16 protein-coding genes are annotated in these 22,365 nt (G+C 71.4%); 10 read left to right on the top strand and 6 right to left on the bottom strand.

Features of this window, described 5'->3' with window-relative positions; genetic code table 11:
* Window positions 1–11: 11 nt before the first annotated feature.
* Window positions 12–2,588, top strand: a complete 2,577-nt coding sequence (gene glgP / locus ACIQMR_RS17810; RefSeq protein WP_401387553.1) for an alpha-glucan family phosphorylase — start codon at window positions 12–14, stop codon at window positions 2,586–2,588.
* An 89-nt stretch (window positions 2,589–2,677) separates the two neighbouring features.
* Here glgP and ACIQMR_RS17805 read toward each other — a convergent pair whose 3' ends face one another.
* The 5 genes from ACIQMR_RS17805 to ACIQMR_RS17785 form a co-directional block, all read right to left on the bottom strand.
* On the bottom strand, window positions 2,678–4,708 hold the full coding sequence (locus ACIQMR_RS17805) for a M4 family metallopeptidase (protein ID WP_401387551.1): 2,031 nt from the start codon (window positions 4,706–4,708) through the stop codon (window positions 2,678–2,680).
* Between the two features lie 170 nt (window positions 4,709–4,878).
* Entirely contained in the window at window positions 4,879–5,046 is a 168-nt protein-coding gene (locus ACIQMR_RS17800; RefSeq protein ID WP_401387547.1) for a hypothetical protein, read from the bottom strand.
* Between the two features lie 152 nt (window positions 5,047–5,198).
* Window positions 5,199–6,269, bottom strand: a complete 1,071-nt coding sequence (locus tag ACIQMR_RS17795; protein WP_401387544.1) for a beta-propeller fold lactonase family protein — start codon at window positions 6,267–6,269, stop codon at window positions 5,199–5,201.
* Between the two features lie 121 nt (window positions 6,270–6,390).
* A complete protein-coding gene (locus ACIQMR_RS17790) occupies window positions 6,391–8,436 on the bottom strand; it encodes an ABC transporter ATP-binding protein (RefSeq protein WP_401387541.1) in 2,046 nt (681 codons plus the stop codon).
* The gene (locus ACIQMR_RS17785) at window positions 8,433–10,229 is read right to left on the bottom strand and encodes an ABC transporter ATP-binding protein (protein ID WP_401387538.1); all 1,797 of its coding nucleotides are present in this window, start codon (window positions 10,227–10,229) and stop codon (window positions 8,433–8,435) included. Before ACIQMR_RS17785 ends, ACIQMR_RS17790 begins: the two co-directional genes overlap by 4 nt.
* 150 nt (window positions 10,230–10,379) lie before the next feature.
* On the opposite strand from ACIQMR_RS17785, the gene ACIQMR_RS17780 reads away from it, so the two are divergent.
* The 4 genes from ACIQMR_RS17780 to ACIQMR_RS17765 are packed head-to-tail and all read left to right on the top strand — an operon-like array spanning window position 10,380 to window position 13,929.
* On the top strand, window positions 10,380–11,282 hold the full coding sequence (locus tag ACIQMR_RS17780; protein ID WP_401387536.1) for an ABC transporter ATP-binding protein: 903 nt from the start codon (window positions 10,380–10,382) through the stop codon (window positions 11,280–11,282).
* 1 nt (window position 11,283) lies between these two features.
* Entirely contained in the window at window positions 11,284–12,027 is a 744-nt protein-coding gene (locus ACIQMR_RS17775) for an ABC transporter permease (RefSeq protein WP_401387533.1), read from the top strand.
* A 32-nt stretch (window positions 12,028–12,059) separates the two neighbouring features.
* Window positions 12,060–13,298 carry a sensor histidine kinase gene (locus ACIQMR_RS17770; RefSeq protein WP_401387530.1) on the top strand — a complete coding sequence of 413 codons (1,239 nt, stop codon included), beginning with the start codon at window positions 12,060–12,062 and terminating at the stop codon, window positions 13,296–13,298.
* The gene (locus tag ACIQMR_RS17765; protein ID WP_358666703.1) at window positions 13,291–13,929 is read left to right on the top strand and encodes a response regulator transcription factor; all 639 of its coding nucleotides are present in this window, start codon (window positions 13,291–13,293) and stop codon (window positions 13,927–13,929) included. The genes ACIQMR_RS17770 and ACIQMR_RS17765 overlap by 8 nt, the downstream gene beginning before the upstream one ends.
* 8 nt (window positions 13,930–13,937) lie before the next feature.
* Here ACIQMR_RS17765 and glgX read toward each other — a convergent pair whose 3' ends face one another.
* On the bottom strand, window positions 13,938–16,208 hold the full coding sequence (glgX, locus tag ACIQMR_RS17760) for a glycogen debranching protein GlgX (RefSeq protein ID WP_401387526.1): 2,271 nt from the start codon (window positions 16,206–16,208) through the stop codon (window positions 13,938–13,940).
* Between the two features lie 201 nt (window positions 16,209–16,409).
* Here glgX and ACIQMR_RS17755 point away from each other — a divergent pair, with 201 nt between their 5' ends.
* The 5 genes from ACIQMR_RS17755 (at window position 16,410) to ACIQMR_RS17735 (ending at window position 22,283) form a co-directional block, all read left to right on the top strand.
* Entirely contained in the window at window positions 16,410–17,639 is a 1,230-nt protein-coding gene (locus ACIQMR_RS17755; protein ID WP_401387523.1) for an Ig-like domain-containing protein, read from the top strand.
* A 177-nt stretch (window positions 17,640–17,816) separates the two neighbouring features.
* On the top strand, window positions 17,817–19,064 hold the full coding sequence (locus tag ACIQMR_RS17750; RefSeq protein ID WP_401387520.1) for an Ig-like domain-containing protein: 1,248 nt from the start codon (window positions 17,817–17,819) through the stop codon (window positions 19,062–19,064).
* A gap of 85 nt (window positions 19,065–19,149) precedes the next feature.
* Window positions 19,150–19,917, top strand: a complete 768-nt coding sequence (locus ACIQMR_RS17745) for an enoyl-CoA hydratase/isomerase family protein (protein ID WP_401387517.1) — start codon at window positions 19,150–19,152, stop codon at window positions 19,915–19,917.
* A 274-nt stretch (window positions 19,918–20,191) separates the two neighbouring features.
* Window positions 20,192–20,695, top strand: coding sequence for an ATP-binding protein (locus ACIQMR_RS17740; RefSeq protein ID WP_266383513.1), 504 nt, complete (start codon window positions 20,192–20,194; stop codon window positions 20,693–20,695).
* 409 nt (window positions 20,696–21,104) lie between these two features.
* Complete coding sequence (locus tag ACIQMR_RS17735; protein WP_401387514.1) at window positions 21,105–22,283, top strand: hypothetical protein; 1,179 nt, start codon at window positions 21,105–21,107, stop codon at window positions 22,281–22,283.
* Window positions 22,284–22,365: the final 82 nt, after the last annotated feature.

Here is a 22,365-nt window from a genome sequence, read left to right as displayed (position 1 = left end):
AGGTGGGACCTGTGAAGGCCATTCGTCGATTCACCGTCCGCCCCGTCCTCCCCGAACCCCTCGCCCCGCTCAGCGAGCTGGCCCGCAATCTGCGCTGGTCATGGCATGCGCCGACACGGGAGCTCTTCCGCACCGTGGACCCCGCCGGATGGCAGGAGGCGGGCGGCGACCCGGTGCGGCTGCTCGGCTCCGTCTCCGCGGGGCGGCTCGCGGAACTCGCCACCGACCCGGACTTCCTGGTCCGCGTCCAGGACGCCGCCCGCGATCTCGACGACTATCTGCGCGGACGCCGCTGGTACCAGGAGCAGTCCGGCGACGGGGCGCCGCTGCCCGGAGCCGTCGCGTACTTCTCACCGGAGTTCGGCATCACCGCCGCGCTCCCGCAGTACTCGGGCGGCCTCGGCATACTCGCCGGAGACCACCTCAAGGCCGCCAGCGATCTCGGTGTCCCGCTGATCGGCGTCGGGCTGCTCTACCGGCACGGCTACTTCCGCCAGTCGCTGTCACGCGACGGCTGGCAGCAGGAGCACTACCCCGTCCTCGACCCCGACGAGCTGCCGCTGGCCCTGCTCCGTGAGCCCGGCGGCGCACCCGCCCAGGTGTCCCTCGCGCTGCCCGGCGGCCGGGCGCTGCGGGCCCACCTCTGGCAGGCGCAGGTCGGCCGCGTACCCCTGCTGCTCCTCGACTCCGACGTCGAGGAGAACGCGCCGGGCGAGCGCGACGTCACCGACCGGCTGTACGGCGGCGGCAGCGAACACCGGCTGCTTCAGGAGATGCTCCTCGGCATCGGCGGCGTCCGCGCGGTCCGCACGTACTGCCGGCTCACCGGCCATCCGGAGCCCGAGGTCTTCCACACCAACGAGGGCCACGCCGGATTCCAGGGGCTCGAACGGATCCGTGAGCTCCTCCCGTACGGACTGGACTTCGACGCCGCGCTCGAGGCGGTCAGAGCCGGGACCGTCTTCACCACCCACACCCCTGTCCCGGCCGGGATCGACCGCTTCGACCGTGAGCTGCTCGCCCGTCACTTCGGCGACGGCGGCGAGCTGTCCGGCGTGGACGCGGGACGGGTCCTGCGCCTGGGCACGGAGAGCTACCCGGGCGGCGAGCCCAACGTGTTCAACATGGCCGTGATGGGCCTGCGCCTGGCACAGCGCGCCAACGGCGTCTCGACGCTGCACGGCGCCGTCAGCCGCGAGATGTTCCAGGGCCTGTGGCCGGGCTTCGACGCGCCGGAGGTCCCGATCACCTCCGTCACCAACGGGGTCCACGCCCCCACCTGGGTGGCGCCCGAGGTGCTCGCTCTGGGCGACGACATCGCCGCCACTTTGGGCGCCGACCTGTGGGAGCTGCGCCGGGAGCTGCGCGAGCAGCTGGTGCACGAGGTACGGCGGCGGCTGTACGCGTCCTGGCGCCAGCGCGGTGCCGGGACCGCGGAACTGGGCTGGATCGACGGGGTGCTGGACCCCGATGTGCTCACCATCGGCTTCGCCCGCCGTGTTCCCGCCTACAAACGGCTCACCCTGATGCTGCGCGACCGCGACCGGCTGATGGAGCTGCTGCTGCATCCGGAGCGGCCGGTGCAGATCGTCGTCGCGGGCAAGGCGCATCCCGCGGACGACGGGGGGAAGCGGCTGGTCCAGGAGCTGGTGCGGTTCGCGGACGACCCGCGGGTGCGCCACCGGATCGTCTTCCTGCCCGACTACGGAATGGCGATGGCGCGCAAGCTCTACCCGGGCTGCGACGTGTGGCTCAACAATCCGCTGCGGCCGCTGGAGGCGTGCGGCACCAGCGGAATGAAGGCCGCCCTCAACGGCGCGCTCAACCTCTCGGTGCTCGACGGCTGGTGGGACGAGTGGTACGAGCCCGACTTCGGCTGGGCCGTGCCCACGGCCGACGGCAGCGCCGCGGACGACGAGGACCGCCGGGACGATCTGGAGGCCGCCGCGCTGTACGGGCTGATCGAGGAGCGCATCGCACCGCTGTTCTACGGCCGGGACGCGGACGGGCTTCCGGGCCGCTGGGTCGAGATGGTCCGCCGCACGCTCACCTCGCTCGGACCGAGGGTGCTGGCGGACCGGATGGTGCGCGAGTACGTGGACCGGCTCTACGCCCCGGCGGCCGGCGCCCATCGTGCACTCGCCCTGGACGGGGAGACCGCCCGTGAACTGGCCCGCTGGAAAGGCCGGGTGCGGGCGGCCTGGCCCGGTGTCTCCGTCGACCATGTCGAGGCGGGCGCGGCCGTGGGCACGGCGGAGCTGGGATCCACCCTCGCCCTGCGCGTCTGTGTCACCCTCGGCGCGCTCCAGCCGGAGGACGTGGAGGTGCAGGCCGTGGCGGGGCGGGTCGATCCGGACGACGCGATCGGCGACGCCCAGACCTTCCCGCTGAAGCCGGCTCCCGGAGGTCCCGACGGGACCGGTCGCCGGATCTACGAGGGCCCGCTCGCGCTCGACCGCACCGGGCCCTTCGGCTACACGGTCCGTGTGCTGCCCGCCCATCCGCTGCTGCCGCACGGCGCCGACCTCGGGCTGGTGGCGCTGCCTTCGGGGACGACGGCGGAGGGTGCGGGGGTGCTGATGCGCTGACGCGGCGCGTCCTGCGCAAGCCGCGGTCACGAGACGCGGAGGCTGCCCGGGGGCACCGTGCCCCCGGGCAGCCTCGGATGCGCGTCGGCTCAGAAGGTGAGCTTGACGCTGTTGATGTAGCCGGTGTCGTACGCCGCCCGGTCCTGGACCCGCAGCTTCCAGACGCCGTTGGCGACCTCGGAGGAGGCGTTGACCGTGTAGGTCGTCTGCACGTTGTCCGCCGAGTCGGAGGAGCTGAACGGCTTCAGGTTGTAGACCGTCCCGTCCGGGGCGACCAGGTCGACGACCAGGTCACCGCGCCAGGTGTGGATGATGTCCACGCCGACCTTGAGGGCGCTCGGCGCGTTGCCCGAGCGGCCGGAGACGGTGACCGAGGAGGTGACCGCCGTGCCGTTGTCCGGGATGGAGACGTCCGCGGTGTTCTCGAAGACGGTGCCCGGGTCGGGGTTGCCGCCGCCGGGCCGGGAGCCGACGTTGATGCCCGCCCAGGCGTCGGTGACGGACTTGACCTCGGCGCTGGTCGCGCCGTACAGCTCGGTCGCGACCGCGATCGTGCCGGTGCGCGCGGCCGCGTAGTTGGTCGTCGAGTTGAACTTCGTGGTGAGCGCCTTGAACCAGATCAGGGAGGCCTTGTCGCGGCCGATCCCGGTGACCGGCAGACCGTCAGAGGTCGGCGAGTCGTAGTTCACGCCGTTGATGGACTTGGCGCCGCTGCCCTCGGAGAGCAGGTAGTACCAGTGGTTGGCCGGGCCCGAGGAGTAGTGCACGTCGATGCCGCCGAGGCCCGAGTACCAGGCGTCCTTGGAGGCGCCGTCCTTGCTGGGCTTGTCCATGTAGCGCAGCGGGGTACCGTCGCCGTTGATGTCGATCTTCTCGCCGACCAGGTAGTCGCCCTTGTCCTGGGGGTTGTTGGCGTAGAACTCGACGGCGGCCGCGAAGATGTCGGACGTCGCCTCGTTGAGGCCGCCGGACTCCCCGCTGTAGATGAGCTTGGCGGTGTTGGAGGTGACGCCGTGCGTCATCTCGTGCGCGGCCACGTCGATCGACGTGAGCGGCTTGGCGTTGCCGGAGCCGTCGCCGTACGTCATGCAGAAGCAGCTGTCGGACCAGAAGGCGTTGACGTAGTTGTTGCCGTAGTGGACCCGGGAGTACGCGCCGACGCCGTCGCCCTTGATGCCGGAGCGGCCCTGCACGTTCTTGTAGTAGTCCCAGGTGAGCGCGGCGCCGTAGTGCGCGTCGGCGCCGGCCGTCTCGGCGTTCTGCGCGGTGCCGTCGCCCCAGACGTCGTCGGAGCCGGAGAACAGGGTGCCGGTGCCGGACGTGCCGCGGTTGAGGTTGTACGTCTTGTGGTTGCCGCGTCCGGTGTCGGTCAGGGTGTACGACGGCGCGGTGCCGAGCGTGACCTGGCCGCTGTACATCGTGTTGCCGGTGCCCTGGTGGATCGACTGCCACTCGTAGAGCTTCTTGCCGGTGGTGGCGTCGGTGACGACGTGCAGCTCGTTGGGCGTGCCGTCGTGCTGCAGGCCGCCGACGACGGTCTCGTACGCGAGAACCGGCTTGCCCTGGGCCAGCCAGACGACCTTGCGCGGCGCCCGGTCGGCGGCAGTCTCCTTCGAGCCCTCGGAACGGGCGGCGGCGACGGCCTGCCGCGTGGCGGCGGCAGGGGTGACGTCCGCGCTGGTGTCGACGTTCTTGAGCACGGCCGCGGACGCCTTGGTGACGGACTCGGTCCGTCCGGCCTTCGTCTCGGCGACGACCAGGTCACCGCCGAGGACGGGCAGGCCCGCGTAGGTGCGCTCGTAGCGGGTGTGCGTGGTGCCGTCCCGGTCCTGGACGACATCGCGGACGACGAGCTTCTCCTGGGCGCCGAGGCCGAGTTCGGCGGCGGTGGCCGCCGTGGTGGCGGTGGCGGCGCGAATGAGCTCCGCCCGCTGGGCGGGGGAGAGCTGCGCGGGCAGCGCGCCGGGGTCGGCCGCCGAGGCGGCCTGCTGCTTGGGGGCGGCTGGGGCGGCATCGGGTGCCGCGGAGGCGGCGCCGGACTGGACTCCGACGGCCAGGAGGGCTGCGGCTGCGAGCAGAGCGCCGGTCGCGGACGCGCGACGGCTGGGCGTGGGTCTCACGCGAACTCCTTCTGCGAGGGGGGTTACGGGCGGCTGGGTGGGCCGTCCGGCAGAGCGACGGAGCATGTGGTGCGTGGATCGATGGAAGAGTCGCAGGAACAGACAACTGCTGTCAGGAGCGCGTCAAGAGAATGGCCGGAATGCGTCCGTTGTGTGAAAGCCCGTGTTCGTTAAGCGGACGTTTCATGGATCTTCACGGCGGCGTCGCCGAACGGGCGGGCCAGCCCGAATCCGAGGAGTGTGCCGGGATCCGGGCCGCATACGTCCCGCTCCATGGGAGTGGTGAGCAGAGGGTACGCGTGACGCGTCGCGATGTCTTCGAAGGTGGCCCGTTCCATGCCGTCCGCCCACCGCCCGACGGACCGCCGTCCTGCGGCGCCGGTGATTCCGGTTCGGTCGCCGTCGGTACTCCCCGCGCCGGGCGAGGGCGCGGGCCGCGTGGGGATTGTCTGAAAAGGCGTCAGACATGTGGAGGCGTGGGATCCGTTGTTCACCGCAGGGGCCCGGCAGCCGGCACGGAGCGGCTCCGGTGGCCATCGCGCCGCCCCGCCGGGGTGATCGCCACTCCGGTGGGGCTGTCGCCGACGTCGATCGTGGCCGTGACGGCGTCGGTCGCGGTGTCGATCACCGACACGTCGTCCGTGTCGGCGTTGGTGACGTGGACGCGGGAGCCGTCAGGCGTGACGGCCACGCCGTTGGGGCCGTCGCCGACGGGGACGGTGGCGAGGACCCGGTTGGTGCGGGTGCCGATCACCGTCACATCGCCCGAGCCGAAGTTGGCGACGTACACGCGCCGGCCGTCCGGCAGCACCACCAGTCCGCTGGGCTCGTCGCCGGCGTCGACGGTGTCGACGACCCTGCCGGTGCGGACGTCGATCACCGACACGTCGTCCGAGGTGAGATTGGTGACGTAGACCCGGGAGCCGCGTGGGGTGATCGCCAGCCCGGTGGGTCCGCTGCCCACGGGGACGGTGCGGACGACCGTGTTGGTCGCGGTACGGACGACCGAGACGTCGTCGGTGCCGGCGTTCGCGACGTAGAGCGCTGAGCCGTCCGGCAGCACCGCCAGGCCGAGCGGGAAGTCGCCCACGTCGATCGTGTCCTCGACCGTGCCGGAGCGGGTGTCGATCACGGACACGTCGTCCGAGGCCACGTTGGCGACGTACACGCGGCGGCCGTCCGGCGACACCGCCACCCGGCTCGGTTCGTCGCCGACACCGATGGTGTCCGTGACGTCGTTCGTGCGGGCGTCGATGACGGAGACCGTGTCCGCCGCGGAGTCGGTGACGTAGACGCGCGATCCGTCCGGGGAGACGGCCACGCTGTCGGGTCCGCTGCCGACGGGGACGGTGTCGACGACCGCGTTGGTGCGGGTGTCGATCACCGAGACGGTGTCCGAGCCGAGGTCGGCGACATAGGCGAACACCGCCCTGGCGGGCGGGGAGAGGGGTGACGAGGCCGGCGGGGAGGCGGAGGCGGAGGTGGGGTCGGAGGCGGCCGGTGCGGACAGCATCATCAGCCCCGCCAGTCCCGCCGCTGCCTGCCATCCGATACCCGGCATGAGGACCTCCCGCGACGCACCGCCGACACGTGCCTCCAGGGAAGCTACGGCCCGTGCCGCCTCCTGGGCACGAGGCTCGCCACACCGGACCCGCCATGGGCACCCGCTGGAGCAGGCGACGTCAGACCAGGCTCTCCTGCCATGCCCGGTGCAGCCCCGCGAACCGCCCCGTTCCACCGATGAGTCCGGCCGGGGCACCGTCCTCGACGATCCGGCCGTGCTCCATCACCAGCACCCTGTCGGCGATCTCGACCGTCGACAGCCGGTGGGCGATGACGATCGCCGTACGGCCGCTCAGCACCGTGTTCATCGCGCGCTGCACGGCCCGCTCGCCCGGGATGTCCAGGGAACTCGTCGCCTCGTCGAGGATCAGGACCGCCGGGTCGGCGAGCAGCGCCCGCGCGAAGGCGACGAGCTGGCGCTGGCCGGCCGAGATCCGGCCGCCGCGCTTGCGTACGTCCGTGTCGTAGCCCTCCGGCAGTCCGCAGACGAAGTCGTGCGCGCCGATCTCCTTCGCGGCCTGCTCGATCTCCTCACGGGTCGCGTCAGGCCGGCCGATCGCGATGTTCTCCGCGACCGTGCCGGAGAACAGGAACGCCTCCTGGGTCACCATCACCACCCCGCGGCGCAGTTCCGGCGTGGCCAGCTCGCGCAGGTCGACGCCGTCGAGGAGGACGCGCCCCTCCGTCGGGTCGTAGAAGCGGGCCAGCAGCTTCGCGAGCGTGGACTTGCCCGCGCCGGTCGAGCCGACGACCGCGACGGTCTGGCCGGCCGGGATCGTCAGGGCGAACCGGGGGAGGACCTCGCCGCCGGTGCGGTAGGCGAATCGGACGTCCTCGAAGACCACCTCCCGGCCGGGTCCGGCGGCACCTTCCCGGTCGGGACCCGCCGACGGGCCGGCCCCGGTGCGCGCCGGCAGTCGCGAAGGGCGCTCGGGCTCCGGCACGGACGGCCGCTGGGCCAGCAGGCCCGCGATCTTCTCCAGCGAAGCGGCCGCCGACTGGTAGGAGTTCAGGAACATGCCGAGCCGGTCGATCGGGTCGTACAGCCGCCGCAGGTACAGCACGGCGGCCGCAAGCACTCCGAGCGCCAGCGTCCCCTCGGTCACCCGGTACGCGCCCCACAGCACCATGCCCGCCACCGCGGTGTTCGCCACCAGCCGGGAGCCGACGACATAGCGGGCCATCTCCAGCAGCGCGTCGCCGTTGCTGCGGGCGTGCCGCTCGTTCAGCACGCGGAAGCGCTCGTCGTTCGCGCGCTCACGGCGGAAGGCGCGCACCGGCCGGATGCCGTTCATCGTCTCCGCGAACTTCACGATGACGGCGGCGATCGCGCTGGACCGCTCGGCGAACACGACCCCGGCCCGGCGCTGGTAGAGCCGCACGAGCAGATACAGCGGTACGAAGCTGAGCACGGCGAGTCCGCCGATGCCGAGGTCCAGCCAGAGCAGCATCGCCGAGATGTAGACGAAGGCCAGGACGACGCCGATGAGCTCCTGCAGTCCCTCGCTGAGGAGCTCGCGCAGTGACTCGACATCGGTGGTGGAGCGGGAGATGAGCCGACCCGAGGTGTACCGCTCATGGAAGTCCACACTGAGCGCCTGGGCGTGCCGGAAGATGCGGCCGCGCAGATCGAGCAGGACGTCCTGGTTGACGCGCGCCGAGGCGCGGATGAAGGCGTACTGGAACGCGCCGGACGCGATCGCGCACACGGCGTACCCGGCGCCGACCACCACGAGAGGCCCGTGGTCGCCGCGTCGCAGCGCGGGCACGCCGCTGTCGATGGCGTACGCGACGAGCAACGGGCCCGCCTGCGCGGCGGCCTGCTGCAGGAACAGGAGCAGCGCGGCGAGGACGACGCGGGCACGGCGGGGCGCCAGCAGTGACCGCAGCAGCGCTCCGGTGGCGCCCTCGGGCGTGGGCAGGGAGTCCCGGTCGAAGGGATCACCCTTGGTGTCGGTGTCGGTGTCGGTGTCCGGCGTGCTCGCTCGTCGGGTGCCCTTGTGCCCACCGCGGGCGGATCCGGCGGCACCGGAACCGGCCGTGGGACCGGTGGCCATGGAGCCGCCGGCCGCGGAGCAGCCGGTCCCGGTGTCCCTGACCGTGGTGCTCCCCTCCGCCGTGCCGTCGGCGTCCGGCTGCGGCGTCGTGTCCGTCGATGAGGTCATCGGGCTCGCTCCTCGGCGTGATCGCCCGACATCAGCCAGGCGTACTCGGCGTTGTCCCGCAGCAGTTCGTGATGCGTGCCGACGGCGGCGATGCGGCCGCCCGACAGCAGCGCCACCCGGTCGGCCAGCAGCACCGTGGACGGCCGGTGCGCCACGACGAGGGCGGTGGTGTCCTCCAGGACGCGCCGGAGCGCGGCCTCCACCAGCGCTTCCGTGTGCACGTCGAGCGCCGACAGCGGGTCGTCGAGCACCAGGAACCGCGGGCGCCCGACGACCGCACGCGCGAGCGCGAGCCGCTGCCGCTGACCGCCGGAGAGGCTGAGGCCCTGCTCACCGACCTGGGTGCGCGCGCCCTGCGGCAATGACTCCACGAACCCGGCCTGCGCCACGTCCAGTGCCCGCCGCACGTCCTCGTCCGCCGCGTCCTCGTCGCCCATGCGCACGTTCTCCCCGACGCTCGCCGAGAAGAGCGTCGGCTCCTCGAAGGCCATGGACACCAGCCGGCGAAGCTCCTCGCGGGGCATCGCGGTGATGTCGTGCCCGTCCAGGGTGATCCGCCCGCCGGTCACCTCGTACAGCCGTGGCACGAGCGCGGTCAGCGTCGTCTTGCCGCTGCCCGTGCCCCCGACGAGGGCCATGGTCTCGCCGGGGCGGATGTGCAGATCGATGCCCCTCAGTACGGGTGCCGCGTCCGCCGACGCGTCGGGGAAGCGGAACTCGACCCCCTCGAACCGCAGCCCACCGGCGACCGCCCCGCCCTGGCCGGGCCCGGAGAATGGCCTTTCCTCCCCGTCGGCCTCCTCCGCCGCGTCCAGGACCTCGAAGTACCGGTCCGTGGCCGTCGCCGCCTCCTGACTCATGGCGAGCAGGAACCCCATCGCGTCCACCGGCCAGCGCAGCGCCAGCGCCGTGGACAGGAAGGCGACGAGGGTGCCGGCCGACAGCGTGCCGTCCGCGACCTGCATCGTGCCGGCGACCAGCGCCGCGCCGATCGCCAGTTCGGGGATGATCATGATGGTCGCCCAGATGCCCCCCAGGAGCCGGGCCTTGACCAGCTCCGTGCCACGCAGCCGCCCGGCCAGCGCACGGAAGGCGGCCGCCTGGCTGCGATGCCGACCGAAGCCCTTGACGATGCGGATGCCGAGCACGCTCTCCTCGACGACCGTCGTCAGATCGCCGACCTGGTCCTGCGCCGTCCGCGCGACCGTCGAGTAGCGCCCCTCGAACCTCGCGACCACGAACACCAGCGGAGCGACCGGCGCCAGCAGCATCAGCCCCAGCGTCCACTCCTGGGCGAGCAGAATCCCCGCGCCGACGAGGATCGTCACCCCGTTGACGAACAGGAACGTCAGCGGGAACGCGAGGAACATCCGCAGCAGCATCAGATCCGTCGTCCCGCGCGACAGCAACTGTCCCGACGCCCACCGGTCGTGGAACGCCACGGGCAGACGCTGCAGATGCCGGAACAGGTCGGCGCGCATGGCGGCCTCCACCCCGGCCAGCGGGCGGGCCACCAGCCACCGCCGGAAGCCGAAGAGCACCGCCTCGGCGAGACCGAGCAGCAGGAGGTACAGCGCCCCCAGCCACACCCCGCCGGTGTCCCGCTCCGCGACCGGCCCGTCCACCATCCACTTGAGGACCAGGGGGATCACCAGGCTCAGACACGACGCGACGACCGCGACGCACGCCGCGGTGAACAGCCGGGCCCGCACCGGCCGTACGTACGGCCACAGCCGTAGCAGTGAGCGGACGGTGGACCGGTCATCGTGGGTGACTGCAGCTGTGGTGGACATCAGGAGCGAGCCTACGGTTCACCACTGACAGAGCCCACCGAGTTTTCGCGCCCCCGCGAGGTCGTAGGGGCCCATCGACCGATCGGCTGATGCTTCTTCGAGCGCGTCGGCCGATACCGCGCACGGACACCGGCCAGCACCCTCGTACCCATGGCGATTGTCGAAGTGCAGGGACTGCGCAAGTCCTACGCCGGCCGGCCGGTGGTGGACGGCGTGACCTTCCGCGTCGAGGAGGGCGAGATCTTCGGGATCCTCGGCCCCAACGGCGCGGGCAAGACCACCACCGTCGAATGCGTCGAGGGACTGAGGCCGCCCGACGCGGGCACGGTCCGCGTCGCCGGGTTCGACCCGGTGACCGACCACGAGCGCGTGACGCGCGTCCTCGGCGCGCAGCTCCAGGAGAGCGAACTGCAGCCGAAGCTGACCGTGCGGGAGGCCCTGGAGCTGTACGCCGCGTTCTACCCGCAGCCCGCCGACTGGCGGCCGCTCGCCGAACGGCTCGGACTCACCGACAAGCTCACCACCCGCTTCGCGAAGCTCTCCGGCGGCCAGAAGCAGCGGCTGTTCATCGCGCTCGCGCTGATCGGCAACCCCCGCGTGGTCGTCCTCGACGAGCTCACCACCGGACTCGACCCGCGGGCCCGCCGTGACACCTGGACCCTGATCGAGGACGTCCGGGCCGGCGGCGTCACCGTCCTCCTGGTCACGCACTTCATGGAGGAGGCCCAGCGGCTCTGCGACCGGATCGCCGTCATCGACAGGGGCAGGATCGCCGCACTCGACACGCCGTCGGGGCTGATCCGCCGCACCGGCGGCGGCACCGTCATCTCCTTCACCCCGTCACGGCCCCTCGACGAACGCGACCTGGCCGGACTGCCCCGAGCCGCCTCCGTCGAGACCAGGGACGGCCGGGTCGTCATCCACGGCACCGACGAGACGGCCAACGCCGTGATCACGCTCCTCGCCCGCCATCGCGTCACCGCCCACCAGCTCCGCGTCACCGAGGCCACCCTCGACGACGCGTTCCTCGACCTCACGGAGGAGAAGGTCTGACATGCCGTCCCCCGCAGCCGCCGTCCTGAGGACCGAGTCGCGGCTCTTCACCCGCGAACCCGGCAGCCTCTTCTGGATCCTCGTGTTCCCCTCCGTCCTGCTCACGATCATCGGCCTCGTCCCGTCCTTCCGGGTGGTCTCCGACGACCTCGGCGGCCGGCGCGTCATCGATCTGTACGTCCCCGTCGCCGTGCTCCTCGCCATGATCGTGGCCGGGCTCCAGGCCATGCCGCCCGTCCTCACCGGCTACCGGGAACGCGGCATCCTGCGCCGGATGTCGACCACACCGGTGCGCCCGGCCGCGCTTCTCGCCGCGCAGCTGGTGCTGCACGGCGCCGCGGCCCTGCTCTCGGCGCTGCTCGCCCTCGCCGTCGGGCGGATCGCCTACGGCGTCGAACTGCCCCGGCAGCCCGCCGGCTACCTCCTCGCCCTCGTCCTCACCACGGCAGGGGCGCTGGCACTCGGCGCGACCGTCTGCGCGGTCTCCCGTACACAGAAGATCGCGGCGGCGATCGGCTCGGTCGTGTTCTTCCCGGCCATGTTCACCGCCGGGGTGTGGCTGCCGGTGCAGGTCATGCCGGACATGCTCCAGCGCATCGTGCGGTTCACCCCGTTCGGCGCGGCGTCCGAGGCACTGGACCGGGCGGCGGCGGGCGGCTGGCCGGGCTGGACCGCCATCGCGGTCACCGCGGCCTGGACACTGCTGCTGACCGGTGTCGCGGTCCGCTGGTTCCGGTGGGAGTGATCCCTCCCCGGCACCCGGGGGACACTGGGCGCATGACCACCGCCGAACAGCGCTGGGAACAGTTCCTCCGCCACGGCCCGTACGCCCTGCTCGGTCTCTCCGCCCCGATCGCGGCCGCCACCGCGCCGTCGCTGACGCCCGGCACCGAACGGTACGTGGCGCTCGCCCTGCTGCCGATGGCACTCGTCCTGGAGCTGTGGTGGAGCCGCACCCGGCCCGGGACACCGGAGTTCGCCGTACCCGCGTGGATCTACTACGCGGCCCGTACGGTCCTCGCGTTCGCGCTCACCTGGCTCAACCCGTTCTTCGCCATCTACGCCGTGCTCGGCTACTTCGACGCGGGCATCCTGCTGCCGCGCCGCTGGGCGTACGCCGGACTCGTCGTCACCGCCGTGACGATGGCGGGCTCGCAGTCCGGCGGGCTGCCGCCGGCGACGGCGATGAACTGGGTCGCGTTCGGTGCGCTGTTCGCCCTCAACGCCTGTCTTTCGCTCGTCTTCGCCCGGATCGCGGTCGAGGAGGCCGAGAGCGCACGGCAGAAGGCCGCCACGATCGCCGAGCTGGAGCGCACCAACGCCCGGCTGGAGCAGGCGTTGGAGGAGAACGCGGGGCTGCACGCCCAGCTCGTCGTCCAGGCCCGGGAGGCGGGCGTCGCCGACGAGCGGCGCCGGCTCGCCGCCGAGATCCACGACACGATCGCCCAGGGACTGACCGGCATCGTCGCCCAGTTGCAGGTGGTCACCGGCACCGACGACGCGGACGTCGCCCGCAAGCACGCGGAGCGGGCCGCCGCCCTCGCCCGGCACAGCCTCGGCGAGGCCCGACGCTCGGTGCAGAACCTCTCCCCGTCGGCCCTCGCCCACGACGAACTGCCCGAGGCGCTGGAGAAGACCGTCGCCCAGTGGTCGGAACGCAGCGGAGTCCCGGCCCGCTTCACCGTCACGGGAGCCGTGGAGACCCTGCACGCCGAGGTCGCCGCCACGCTGCTGCGGATCGCCCAGGAAGCCCTCGCCAACACCGCCCGGCACGCACGCGCCGACCGGGCCGGAGTGACCCTGTCGTACATGGGCGACGAAGTGACCCTCGACGTCCGGGACGACGGGCGCGGCTTCGACCCCCACGTCCCGCCCGCCCGTACCGGCACGAGCGGCTTCGGTCTGGACGGGATGCGCGCCCGCGCCGCACGCATCGCCGGCACGGTCTCCGTCGAATCCGAGCCGGGCGGCGGTACCGCGGTCTCGGCTCGCGTACCGTTGGTGCGCCATGGCTGACCGGACCATCTCCGTACTGATCGTCGACGACCATCCCGTCGTACGGGACGGGCTGCGCGGCATGTTCGAGTCGGCGCCCGGCTTCGCGGTGCTCGGCGAGGCGGCCGACGGAGTCCAGGGCGTCGCGCTCACCGAGCGGCTCGACCCCGATGTCGTCCTCATGGACCTGCGGATGCCCGGCGGCGGCGGGGTCGAGGCCATCGCCGAGATCACCCGCCGGCGATCCCGTGCCAAGGTCCTCGTCCTCACCACGTACGACACCGACGCCGACACGCTCCCGGCCATCGAGGCGGGCGCGACCGGCTATCTCCTCAAGGACGCCCCGCGCGAGGAGCTGTTCACCGCCGTCCGTGCCGCCGCCGAGGGCCGTACGGTCCTCTCCCCGGCGGTCGCCTCACGGCTGGTCTCCCGCGTCCGCAATCCCGTCCCCCGGGACGAGCCCCTGAGCGCACGCGAGCGAGAGGTGCTCGCACTGGTCGCCAGGGGCACCTCGAACCGCGAGATCGCCGCCGTGCTGTTCATCAGCGAGGCCACGGTGAAGACCCATCTCACCCACATCTACGCCAAGCTGGCCGTCAAGGACCGCGCGGCGGCCGTGGCGGCCGGCTACGACCGGGGCATCCTGGGCTGACCGGCGCGTCACCGCCCGTCGCACACCCGCAGCAGCAGCACCGACCGCCCCGGCACCGTCACCCGCTCGCCGCCCCCGTGCACCGTTCCCGGCGCCGACGACTGTTCCTCCAGCGAGGTGTCGACGACCAGTTCGTACGCCTCCGCCCAGGGCGGACCCGGCAGGTGGAAGGCCGTCGGCCGGTCGGCCGCGTGCAGGATCGTCAGAAAGCTGTCGTCGACGACCTGTGCCCCGCGCGCGTCCCGGCCCGGGATGTCCCGGCCGGAGAGGAAGAGCGCGACCGTCGAGGCGGGCGCGTACCAGTCCTGTTCGGTCATCTCCGCGCCGCGCGGGGTGAACCACGCCAGGTCCCGCAGTCCGTCGGCGGTCTGCGGCCGGCCGGAGAAGAACGCCCGGCGGCGCAGTACCGGATGCGCCCCGCGCAGCGCGAGCAGCCGGGAGGTGAGGGCCAGCAGCCCGCTCGACCCCGGTTGCTCCAGCAGCGACCAGTCGAGCCAGCCGACCTCGTTGTCCTGGCAGTAGGCGTTGTTGTTGCCGCCCTGCGTACGGCCCATCTCGTCGCCGGCGACCAGCATCGGCACACCCGTGGACAGCAGCAGGGTGGTGAGCAGGTTGCGGATCTGCCGCCGACGCAGCGCGTTGATCCGGGGGTCGTCGGTCTCGCCCTCGGCACCGCAGTTCCAGGAACGGTTGTCGTTCGTGCCGTCCCGGTTGCCCTCGCCGTTCGCCTCGTTGTGCTTGCGCTCGTAACTGACCAGGTCGCGCAGGGTGAAGCCGTCGTGGGCCGTGATGAAGTTGACCGAGGCGTACGGCCGCCGGCCGCCCCAGGCGTACAGGTCGCTGGAGCCGGAGAGGCGGTAGCCGAGGTCGCGGACGTCTGGCAGCGCACCGCGCCAGAAGTCCCGGACCGCGTCCCGGTAGCGGTCGTTCCACTCCGTCCACAGCGGCGGGAACGCCCCCACCTGGTAGCCGCCGTTGCCGACGTCCCACGGTTCGGCGATCAGCTTCACCCGCCGCAGCACCGGATCCTGTGCGATCACGGCGAGGAACGGGGAGAGCATGTCCACGTCGTGCATCGAGCGGGCGAGCGCCGCGGCGAGATCGAAGCGGAAGCCGTCGACGCCCATCTCGGTGACCCAGTAGCGCAGCGAGTCGGTGATCAGCCGCAGCACATGGGGCTGGACGACATGGAGGGTGTTGCCGCAGCCGGTGTAGTCGGCGTAGCGGCGGGCGTCGGCCTGGAGGCGGTAGTAGCCGCGGTTGTCGATGCCCTTGAGACTGAGCGTCGGCCCCAGTTCGCCCGCCTCCGCCGTGTGGTTGTAGACGACGTCGAGGATCACCTCGATGCCCGCGGCGTGCAGCGCCCGCACCATCCGCTTGAACTCGCCCACCTGCTGCCCGGCCGTCCCGGACGCGCTGTAGGCGGCGTGCGGCGCGAAGTAGCCGATGGAGTTGTAGCCCCAGTGGTTCCTCAGCCCGCGCCGCAGCAGATGGTCCTCGTGGGCGAACTGGTGCACGGGCAGCAACTCGACCGCGGTCACCCCGAGCCGTACCAGATGCGCGATCGCCGCCGGATGGGCGAGGCCCGCGTACGTACCGCGCAGCTCCTGCGGGATGTCCGGGTGGAGCTTGGTGAAGCCGCGTACGTGCAGTTCGTAGATGACCGAGTCGGCCCACGGCGTCTTGGGCCGCCGGTCGTCGGCCCACTCGTCGTCCGGCGCGTCGTCGTGGACGACGACGCCCTTGGGCACGTACGGCGCCGAGTCCCGGTCGTCGCGCACCGTGTCGGCCACATGCTGCTGCGGCCAGTCGCGCACATGCCCGTACACCTCGGGCGGCAGGGCGAACTCGCCGTCGACGGCACGTGCGTACGGGTCGAGGAGCAGCTTCGCCGGGTTCCAGCGGCCGCCGGTCCAGGGGTCCCAGCGGCCGTGCACCCGGAAGCCGTAGCGCTGCCCCGGCCGTACGCCGGGGACGAAGCCGTGCCAGATCTCATGCGTCAGCTCGGTCAGCGGCAGCCTGGTCTCCGTCCCCGCCCCGTCGAACAGACACAGCTCGACGGCCTCGGCCCCGCCCGCCCACAGCGCGAAGTTGGTGCCGGCGACCCCGTCGGGACCGACCCGGTACCGCGCGCCCAGCGGGGTCGGTGCCCCCGGCCAGACGGGCGGTACGGGGACATCCGCCTCCCCGCGCCGTCCGTTCGGGCCCGGACGCCGTCCCACGGCGGGAAGGGGACGCTCCCCTTCCCGCACTGCCTCCTGCTCGGCTGCGCTCGACACGTGTCGGCCTCCCGCGGCTCGTCGGGCCCCGCCGGCTGCTGCACACGGCGTCCCGGCCGCTGCCCCCGCGCGTGGTCCTCCCACCAGTTCTGCCCGCGCTGTGCTACTCCCAACATGACCCGCTGTCACGTTTCCCCAGGAGGGTGGCGGTCGTTGGGCGGAACGTGCTGTGTCTTTGCGACCCCCACGAGGTGGACTGAAGTGAGCAACGCGGTGAGGCGGACGAGGGCCACGCTGGTCGTCGCCCTGCTGTGGACAGGACTGCTGGCCGGGCTGACCGGCTGTACCGGCGGCGTTCCGGGCACCGAAGGCGACAAGCCACGGGCGCCCGGGGACACCATCCGGATCACGCCCGAGGACGAGGCCGAGGGCGTCGCCGCGGACGGCAGGCTGGAAGTGACCGTGCCCGACGGGCGGCTGGAGCGGGTCGAGGTGACGCAGATCGAGGACGCGCGGCCCGCCAAGGTCCCCGGCGCGATCTCGCAGGACGGGCTGAGCTGGCGGCCCGCCGACGGCACCCGGCTGGCACTGGCCGCCAAGTACCGCGTGGACGCGGTGGCCCTGGACGCCCACGGCCGTCGTTCGGCCCGGCACACCACGTTCACCACCGTCGTGCCCGAGCAGCGGTTCACCGGCTACGTCATCCCGGAGAACCGCACCACCGTCGGCACCGGAATGATCATTTCGTTCGACTTCAACCGGGGCATCAAGAACCGCGCCGCGGTGGAACGTGCCATCCGTGTCACCTCCGTACCGCCGGTGGAGGTCGTCGGACACTGGTTCGACGCGGAACGGCTCGACTTCCGTCCGCGCGCGTACTGGAAGCCGGGCACCAAGGTGACCGTCGACATGCGGCTGCGGGACGTCGAGGGCGCGCCCGGTGTGTTCGGCATCCAGCGCAAGACCATCGCTTTCACCGTGGGACGTTCGCAGACCTCCGTGGTCGACGCCCAGGAACGCACGATGGAGGTACGCCGCGACGGCCGGCTGGTGACGACCCTGCCGGTCACCACCGGGGGGAAGAAGACGCGGACGTACAACGGCAAGATGGTCGTCAGCGAGATGTTCGACGTCACCCGCATGAACGGCGCCACGGTCGGCTTCACGGACCGGCGGGGCAAGAGCGAGTACGACATCAAGGACGTGCCGCACGCGATGCGGCTCACCACCTCGGGCACCTTCCTGCACGGCAACTACTGGGTCGACCCGCGCATCTTCGGCCTGCGGAACGTCAGCCACGGCTGCATCGGTCTGCGCGACGAGAAGGGCGGCAGCCAGGACTCCCCGGCGGGCTGGTTCTTCGACCGGACACTGATCGGCGACGTGGTGGAAGTGGTCAATTCCCCCGACCGGGTCGTCGCGCCCTGGAACGGTCTGAGCGGCTGGAACATGAACTGGCGGGACTGGCAGATCGGCTCGGCCCTGAGATGACCCCCGGCCGTTCCGCATGGCCCGCACGGTTACCGGGCAGATTTGCGACGGAACGGTGACATTTGCAAGAACCTCCCGAGGCTTGCGGTGTGATTATCTATCGCAGTACGCGCCGGTCGAGCGCGTGGGGGTGCGGGCCATGGCGGGGCCAGGCCGTGCGAGGGGAGACAGCACATCGTGAACGGGCAGCCGATATCGGGGGCATCGGTCCGCAGGGGCCGGCGACGCGGGCGTGCCGCGCTGCCGGCCCTCGCCATGGGGGCGTTGCTGCTGCTGGTGTCCGCCTGCGGGGGCGGCGGCAACGACAGCGGCAGCGGCGGCGACAAGGGCGTCAAGGACGGCGGCAAGGTCGGTACGGCGGCCTCGCAGGCGGTCGTCACCATCGCGCCCAAGGACGGCGCCGACTCGGTCGCCACCAGCGGCGCGCTGAAGGTGAGCGCCGACAAGGGCAAGCTGACCGAGGTCGCCGTCCAGGACGACAAGGGCAACGCGGTCGAAGGGAAGATCGCCGCGGGCGGCACGAGTTGGGAGCCGCTGGCGCATCTCGCCGCCGCGACCAAGTACAAGGTGCACGCGGTCGCCAAGGACGCCGAGGGCCGGGAGTCCGCGAAGGACACGACCTTCACCACGCTCGCCCCGAAGAACACCTTCGTGGGTCACTACACGCCGGAGGACGGTTCCACCGTCGGCGTCGGCATGCCGGTCTCCATCAACTTCACCCGCGGCATCACCAACCCCGAGGCCGTCGAGAAGGCCATCAAGGTGACCGCCGAGCCGTCGGTCCCGGTCGAGGGCCACTGGTTCGGCAACGACCGGCTGGACTTCCGCCCCGAGAAGTACTGGGCCGCGGGCACGAAGGTGACGGTCAAGCTGAACCTGGACGGCGTCGAGGGCAGGCCCGGCGTGTACGGCAAGCAGGCCAAGACGGTGACGTTCACCATCGGCCGCAGCCAGGTCTCCACCGTGGACGCCAAGGCCCACACCATGAAGGTCGTGCGTGACGGCAAGGTCGTCAAGACCATCCCGATCACCGCGGGCGCCCCGTCGACGACCACGTACAACGGTGAGATGGTCATCAGCGAGAAGTACAAGGTGACGCGCATGAACGGCGCCACCGTGGGCTTCGGCGGTGAGTACGACATCAAGGACGTGCCGCACGCGATGCGCCTGTCCACGTCGGGCACCTTCATGCACGGCAACTACTGGGCATCGAGCGGCACCTTCGGTTCCGCCAACGTCAGCCACGGCTGTGTGGGCCTGCGCGATGTGCGCGGCGCGTACGACGGCGGTACGCCGGCGGCGTGGATGTACAACAACTCGATCATCGGCGACGTCGTGATCGTGAAGAACTCCAAGGACAAGCAGATCTCCCCGGACAACGGCCTGAACGGCTGGAACATGTCCTGGGCCGAGTGGACCAAGTAGGTCCGCGACACATACGGACGCCGGGCCCGGTGCTGTGACGGACAGCACCGGGCCCTCGTGCGTTAACGGGGGCTAACCTCCCCGTATGACAGTCGAACTCGAAGTCTCCGAAGGCGTCGGCACCATCCGCCTGGACCGCCCTCCGATGAACGCCCTGGACATCGCCACCCAGGACCGGCTGCGCGAACTCGCCGCCGAGGCGACCGACCGTGACGACGTACGGGCCGTGATCATCTACGGCGGGGAGAAGGTGTTCGCGGCCGGCGCGGACATCAAGGAGATGCAGGTCATGGACCACGCCGCGATGGTCAAGCGGTCCAAGGCCCTGCAGGACTCGTTCACCGCCGTCGCCCGTATCCCCAAGCCCGTCGTCGCCGCCGTCACCGGCTACGCCCTGGGCGGTGGCTGCGAGCTGGCGCTCTGCGCCGACTTCAGGATCGCCGCCGACAACGCCAAGCTGGGGCAGCCGGAGATCCTGCTCGGCCTGATCCCGGGCGCGGGCGGCACCCAGCGGCTCGCCCGGCTGGTGGGCCCCTCCAAGGCCAAGGACCTGATCTTCACCGGCCGCCAGGTGAAGGCCGAGGAGGCCCTGGCCATCGGCCTGGTCGACCGGGTCGTGCCGGCCGGCGAGGTGTACGAGCAGGCCCACGCGTGGGCGGCGAAGCTGGCCCAGGGGCCGGCGCTGGCCCTGCGGGCCGCCAAGGAGTCCGTCGACGCCGGGCTGGAGACCGACATCGACACCGGTCTCGCCGTCGAACGGAACTGGTTCGCGGGGCTGTTCGCGACCGAGGACCGTGAGCGGGGCATGCGCAGCTTCGTCGAGGAGGGTCCGGGCAAGGCGAAGTTCGTCTGAACTGCCCTTGCCGGGCTGCCGGTTGGACACGGAGGCCCGGAGCGTCAACCTCGTGTGCGGCTTAATCGAGCCTTAAAGAAACCTTAAGGCGTTTGGCGTCACTGCTTGTGGCGAGCATGCGCGTACGGTGCGTCACCGCAGGTCAGTCGGGCTGTGATGGCCCTCCTCCTGTCGGGGGCATATGTCGGGCCGATGTCCCGGAACGGTGCGTTCCGGGACATCGATTCCTGGGGAACGGCCCCTGGAGGGGCCCGATGCGGCCATGATGGGGGCCATGGCGGGGCTGGAAGGTGCGGAGCAACCGTGGGCGCGGGGCGGCGCGACCGCCGCGCGGTGGTTGCCGGCCGTCGAGGACGAGCAGGCGCTCAGGGCGGTCGAGTTGTTCGGTGATCCGACGGACGAGGAGGTCCAGCTCCCGTCCCGTCCCGAGTCCGCGGCCACCGCCCGCAGGCTGACGCAGTGTGTGGTCCTGCGTCAGTGGGCGCTTTCGCCGCAGATCGCCGAGCACGCGATCCTGCTCGTCTCCGAGCTCGTGGGCAACGCGGTGCGGCACACCGGCGCGCGGGTGTTCGGGTTGCGGATGGTGCGCCGGCGAGGCTGGATCCGTATCGAGGTGCGTGACCCCTCGCGCGGGCTGCCCTGTCTGCTGCCCGTGCACGAGCTGGACACCAGTGGGCGCGGGCTCTTCCTCGTCGACAAGCTCTCCGACCGGTGGGGCGTCGATCTGCTGCCGCGCGGCAAGACCACCTGGTTCGAGATGCGGGTCTCCGAACGCTGACGCACGAAAGCCCCCTGTCCACCGTGCTACGGCGCTGAGGGGGCTTCGCGTGTGCGGTCGTGGACGGAGGGGGTGTATCCACGGCCCGCTTCTTCTGGACGACCTGGCCCGGGTCAGTGGGGGTCGTGCCAACGACTATGGCAGACATGCGCCCCACTGCCAAAAGTCCCTATCAGTGCAAAATCGGACATAAGTTGACATTTTAATGTTGAATTAAAGGTGAACTGGGCCACTCGCCTGGTAAACCGTGAATAGGTATGGGTGCATCTGGGTGAAGCATCGGTTGGTGTAGACCTGACGCGCGAGCCATGAAGGTCCCGAAGTGTGCCAATCGTTACTTTTCGCCTGCATCGCCCCTACTGTGCGGGAGCCGACCGCCCGCGGTGCCGATCACGGAGCTGCCGACCTGATGCTGCATCTCACCAAGCGATCCCTGCCCCTCCTCGCGGCCGCCCTGCTCGCCGTCCCCGGCGCCGGCTGCAGCGCACCCGAGGAGAGGGACGCGGACGTCCCGCGGACCGCGCTGCCGCTTCGGAGCAGGGAGGCCGTCGCTCCGGCCGGGCTGCCCGGTATGCCGCCGCTCCTCGATCCCAAGGACGTGTACGCCGCCGACCGCCCCGGCAGGCTCTCGCCGGTGGTGAGGGACTTCCCGTCGCGGGTCTACGTCCCCAACACCAACTCCAACACGGTCTCGGTCATCGACCCGGCCACGTACAAGGTCGTCGAGACCATCCCGGTCGGTGTCCAGCCCCAGCACGTCGTGCCGTCCTGGGACCTCAAGACCCTCTGGGTGAACAACAACCGCGGCCACACCCTCACCCCGATCGACCCGGCCACCGGCACCGCGGGCGAGCCCGTCGAGGTCCATGACCCCTACAACCTCTACTTCACGCCCAACGGCCGCCACGCCGTCGTCATGGCCTCCCTCGACCGGGAACTGGTCTTCCGTGACCCGCACACGATGCGGACGGTCAAGACCACGCCGGTCTCCTGCTACGGCGTCAACCACGCCGACTTCTCCGCGGACGGGCGGTACTTCATCGTCTCCTGCGAGTTCTCCGGGGAGCTGCTCAAGGTCGACACGGAGACGATGGAGGTCATCGGCCAGCAGAAGCTTCCGTACGGCGGCGCGATGCCGCAGGACGTGAAGATCTCGCCGGACGGCAGGACCTTCTACATCGCCGACATGGTCGCCCACGGCGTGTGGGTCCTGGACGGAGAGAAGTTCACCACGCCGAACCTGCTGCTCACCGGCAAGGGCTGCCACGGCCTCTACGTGAGCCGTGACTCGCGGGAGATGTACATCACCAACCGTGGCGAGGGATCCATCTCGGTCTTCGACTTCGCCCGGGACAGGCTGACGAAGAAGTGGCAGCTGCCGGGCGGCGGCTCACCCGACATGGGCGGAGTCTCCGCGGACGGCCGGGTCCTGTGGCTGTCCGGGCGCTACCACTCCGAGGTGTACGCGGTCGACACCACGACCGGTGAACAGCTCGCCCGCATCCCTGTCGGCAGCGGCCCGCACGGACTCGCGGTGTATCCGCAGCCGGGACGCTACTCACTCGGCCACACCGGAGTCTTCCGCTGACCCGAACGCGGGACGGGCTCCGGAGACGACCGCACGGCCGGGTGACGGCACGCCGGGGGACAGCACCGCCGGGCGACGGCAC

It is taken from the genome of Streptomyces sp. NPDC091376 (assembly GCF_044757085.1).
Classification (GTDB): domain Bacteria; phylum Actinomycetota; class Actinomycetes; order Streptomycetales; family Streptomycetaceae; genus Streptomyces; species Streptomyces pratisoli.
This window is presented reverse-complemented; position numbering and strand designations above follow the sequence as displayed.

Excerpts from the sequence above, each read along its gene's own strand:
- ACIQMR_RS17800 (WP_401387547.1), bottom strand. The coding sequence starts at position 5,046 with ATGGAACGGGCCACCTTCGAAGACATCGCGACGCGTCACGCGTACCCT.
- ACIQMR_RS17795 (WP_401387544.1), bottom strand. The coding sequence starts at position 6,269 with ATGCCGGGTATCGGATGGCAGGCAGCGGCGGGACTGGCGGGGCTGATG.
- ACIQMR_RS17790 (WP_401387541.1), bottom strand. The coding sequence starts at position 8,436 with ATGACCTCATCGACGGACACGACGCCGCAGCCGGACGCCGACGGCACG.
- ACIQMR_RS17785 (WP_401387538.1), bottom strand. The coding sequence starts at position 10,229 with ATGTCCACCACAGCTGCAGTCACCCACGATGACCGGTCCACCGTCCGC.
- ACIQMR_RS17780 (WP_401387536.1), top strand. The coding sequence starts at position 10,380 with ATGGCGATTGTCGAAGTGCAGGGACTGCGCAAGTCCTACGCCGGCCGG.
- ACIQMR_RS17775 (WP_401387533.1), top strand. The coding sequence starts at position 11,284 with ATGCCGTCCCCCGCAGCCGCCGTCCTGAGGACCGAGTCGCGGCTCTTC.
- ACIQMR_RS17770 (WP_401387530.1), top strand. The coding sequence starts at position 12,060 with ATGACCACCGCCGAACAGCGCTGGGAACAGTTCCTCCGCCACGGCCCG.
- ACIQMR_RS17765 (WP_358666703.1), top strand. The coding sequence starts at position 13,291 with ATGGCTGACCGGACCATCTCCGTACTGATCGTCGACGACCATCCCGTC.
- ACIQMR_RS17745 (WP_401387517.1), top strand. The coding sequence starts at position 19,150 with ATGACAGTCGAACTCGAAGTCTCCGAAGGCGTCGGCACCATCCGCCTG.
- ACIQMR_RS17740 (WP_266383513.1), top strand. The coding sequence starts at position 20,192 with ATGGCGGGGCTGGAAGGTGCGGAGCAACCGTGGGCGCGGGGCGGCGCG.
- ACIQMR_RS17735 (WP_401387514.1), top strand. The coding sequence starts at position 21,105 with ATGCTGCATCTCACCAAGCGATCCCTGCCCCTCCTCGCGGCCGCCCTG.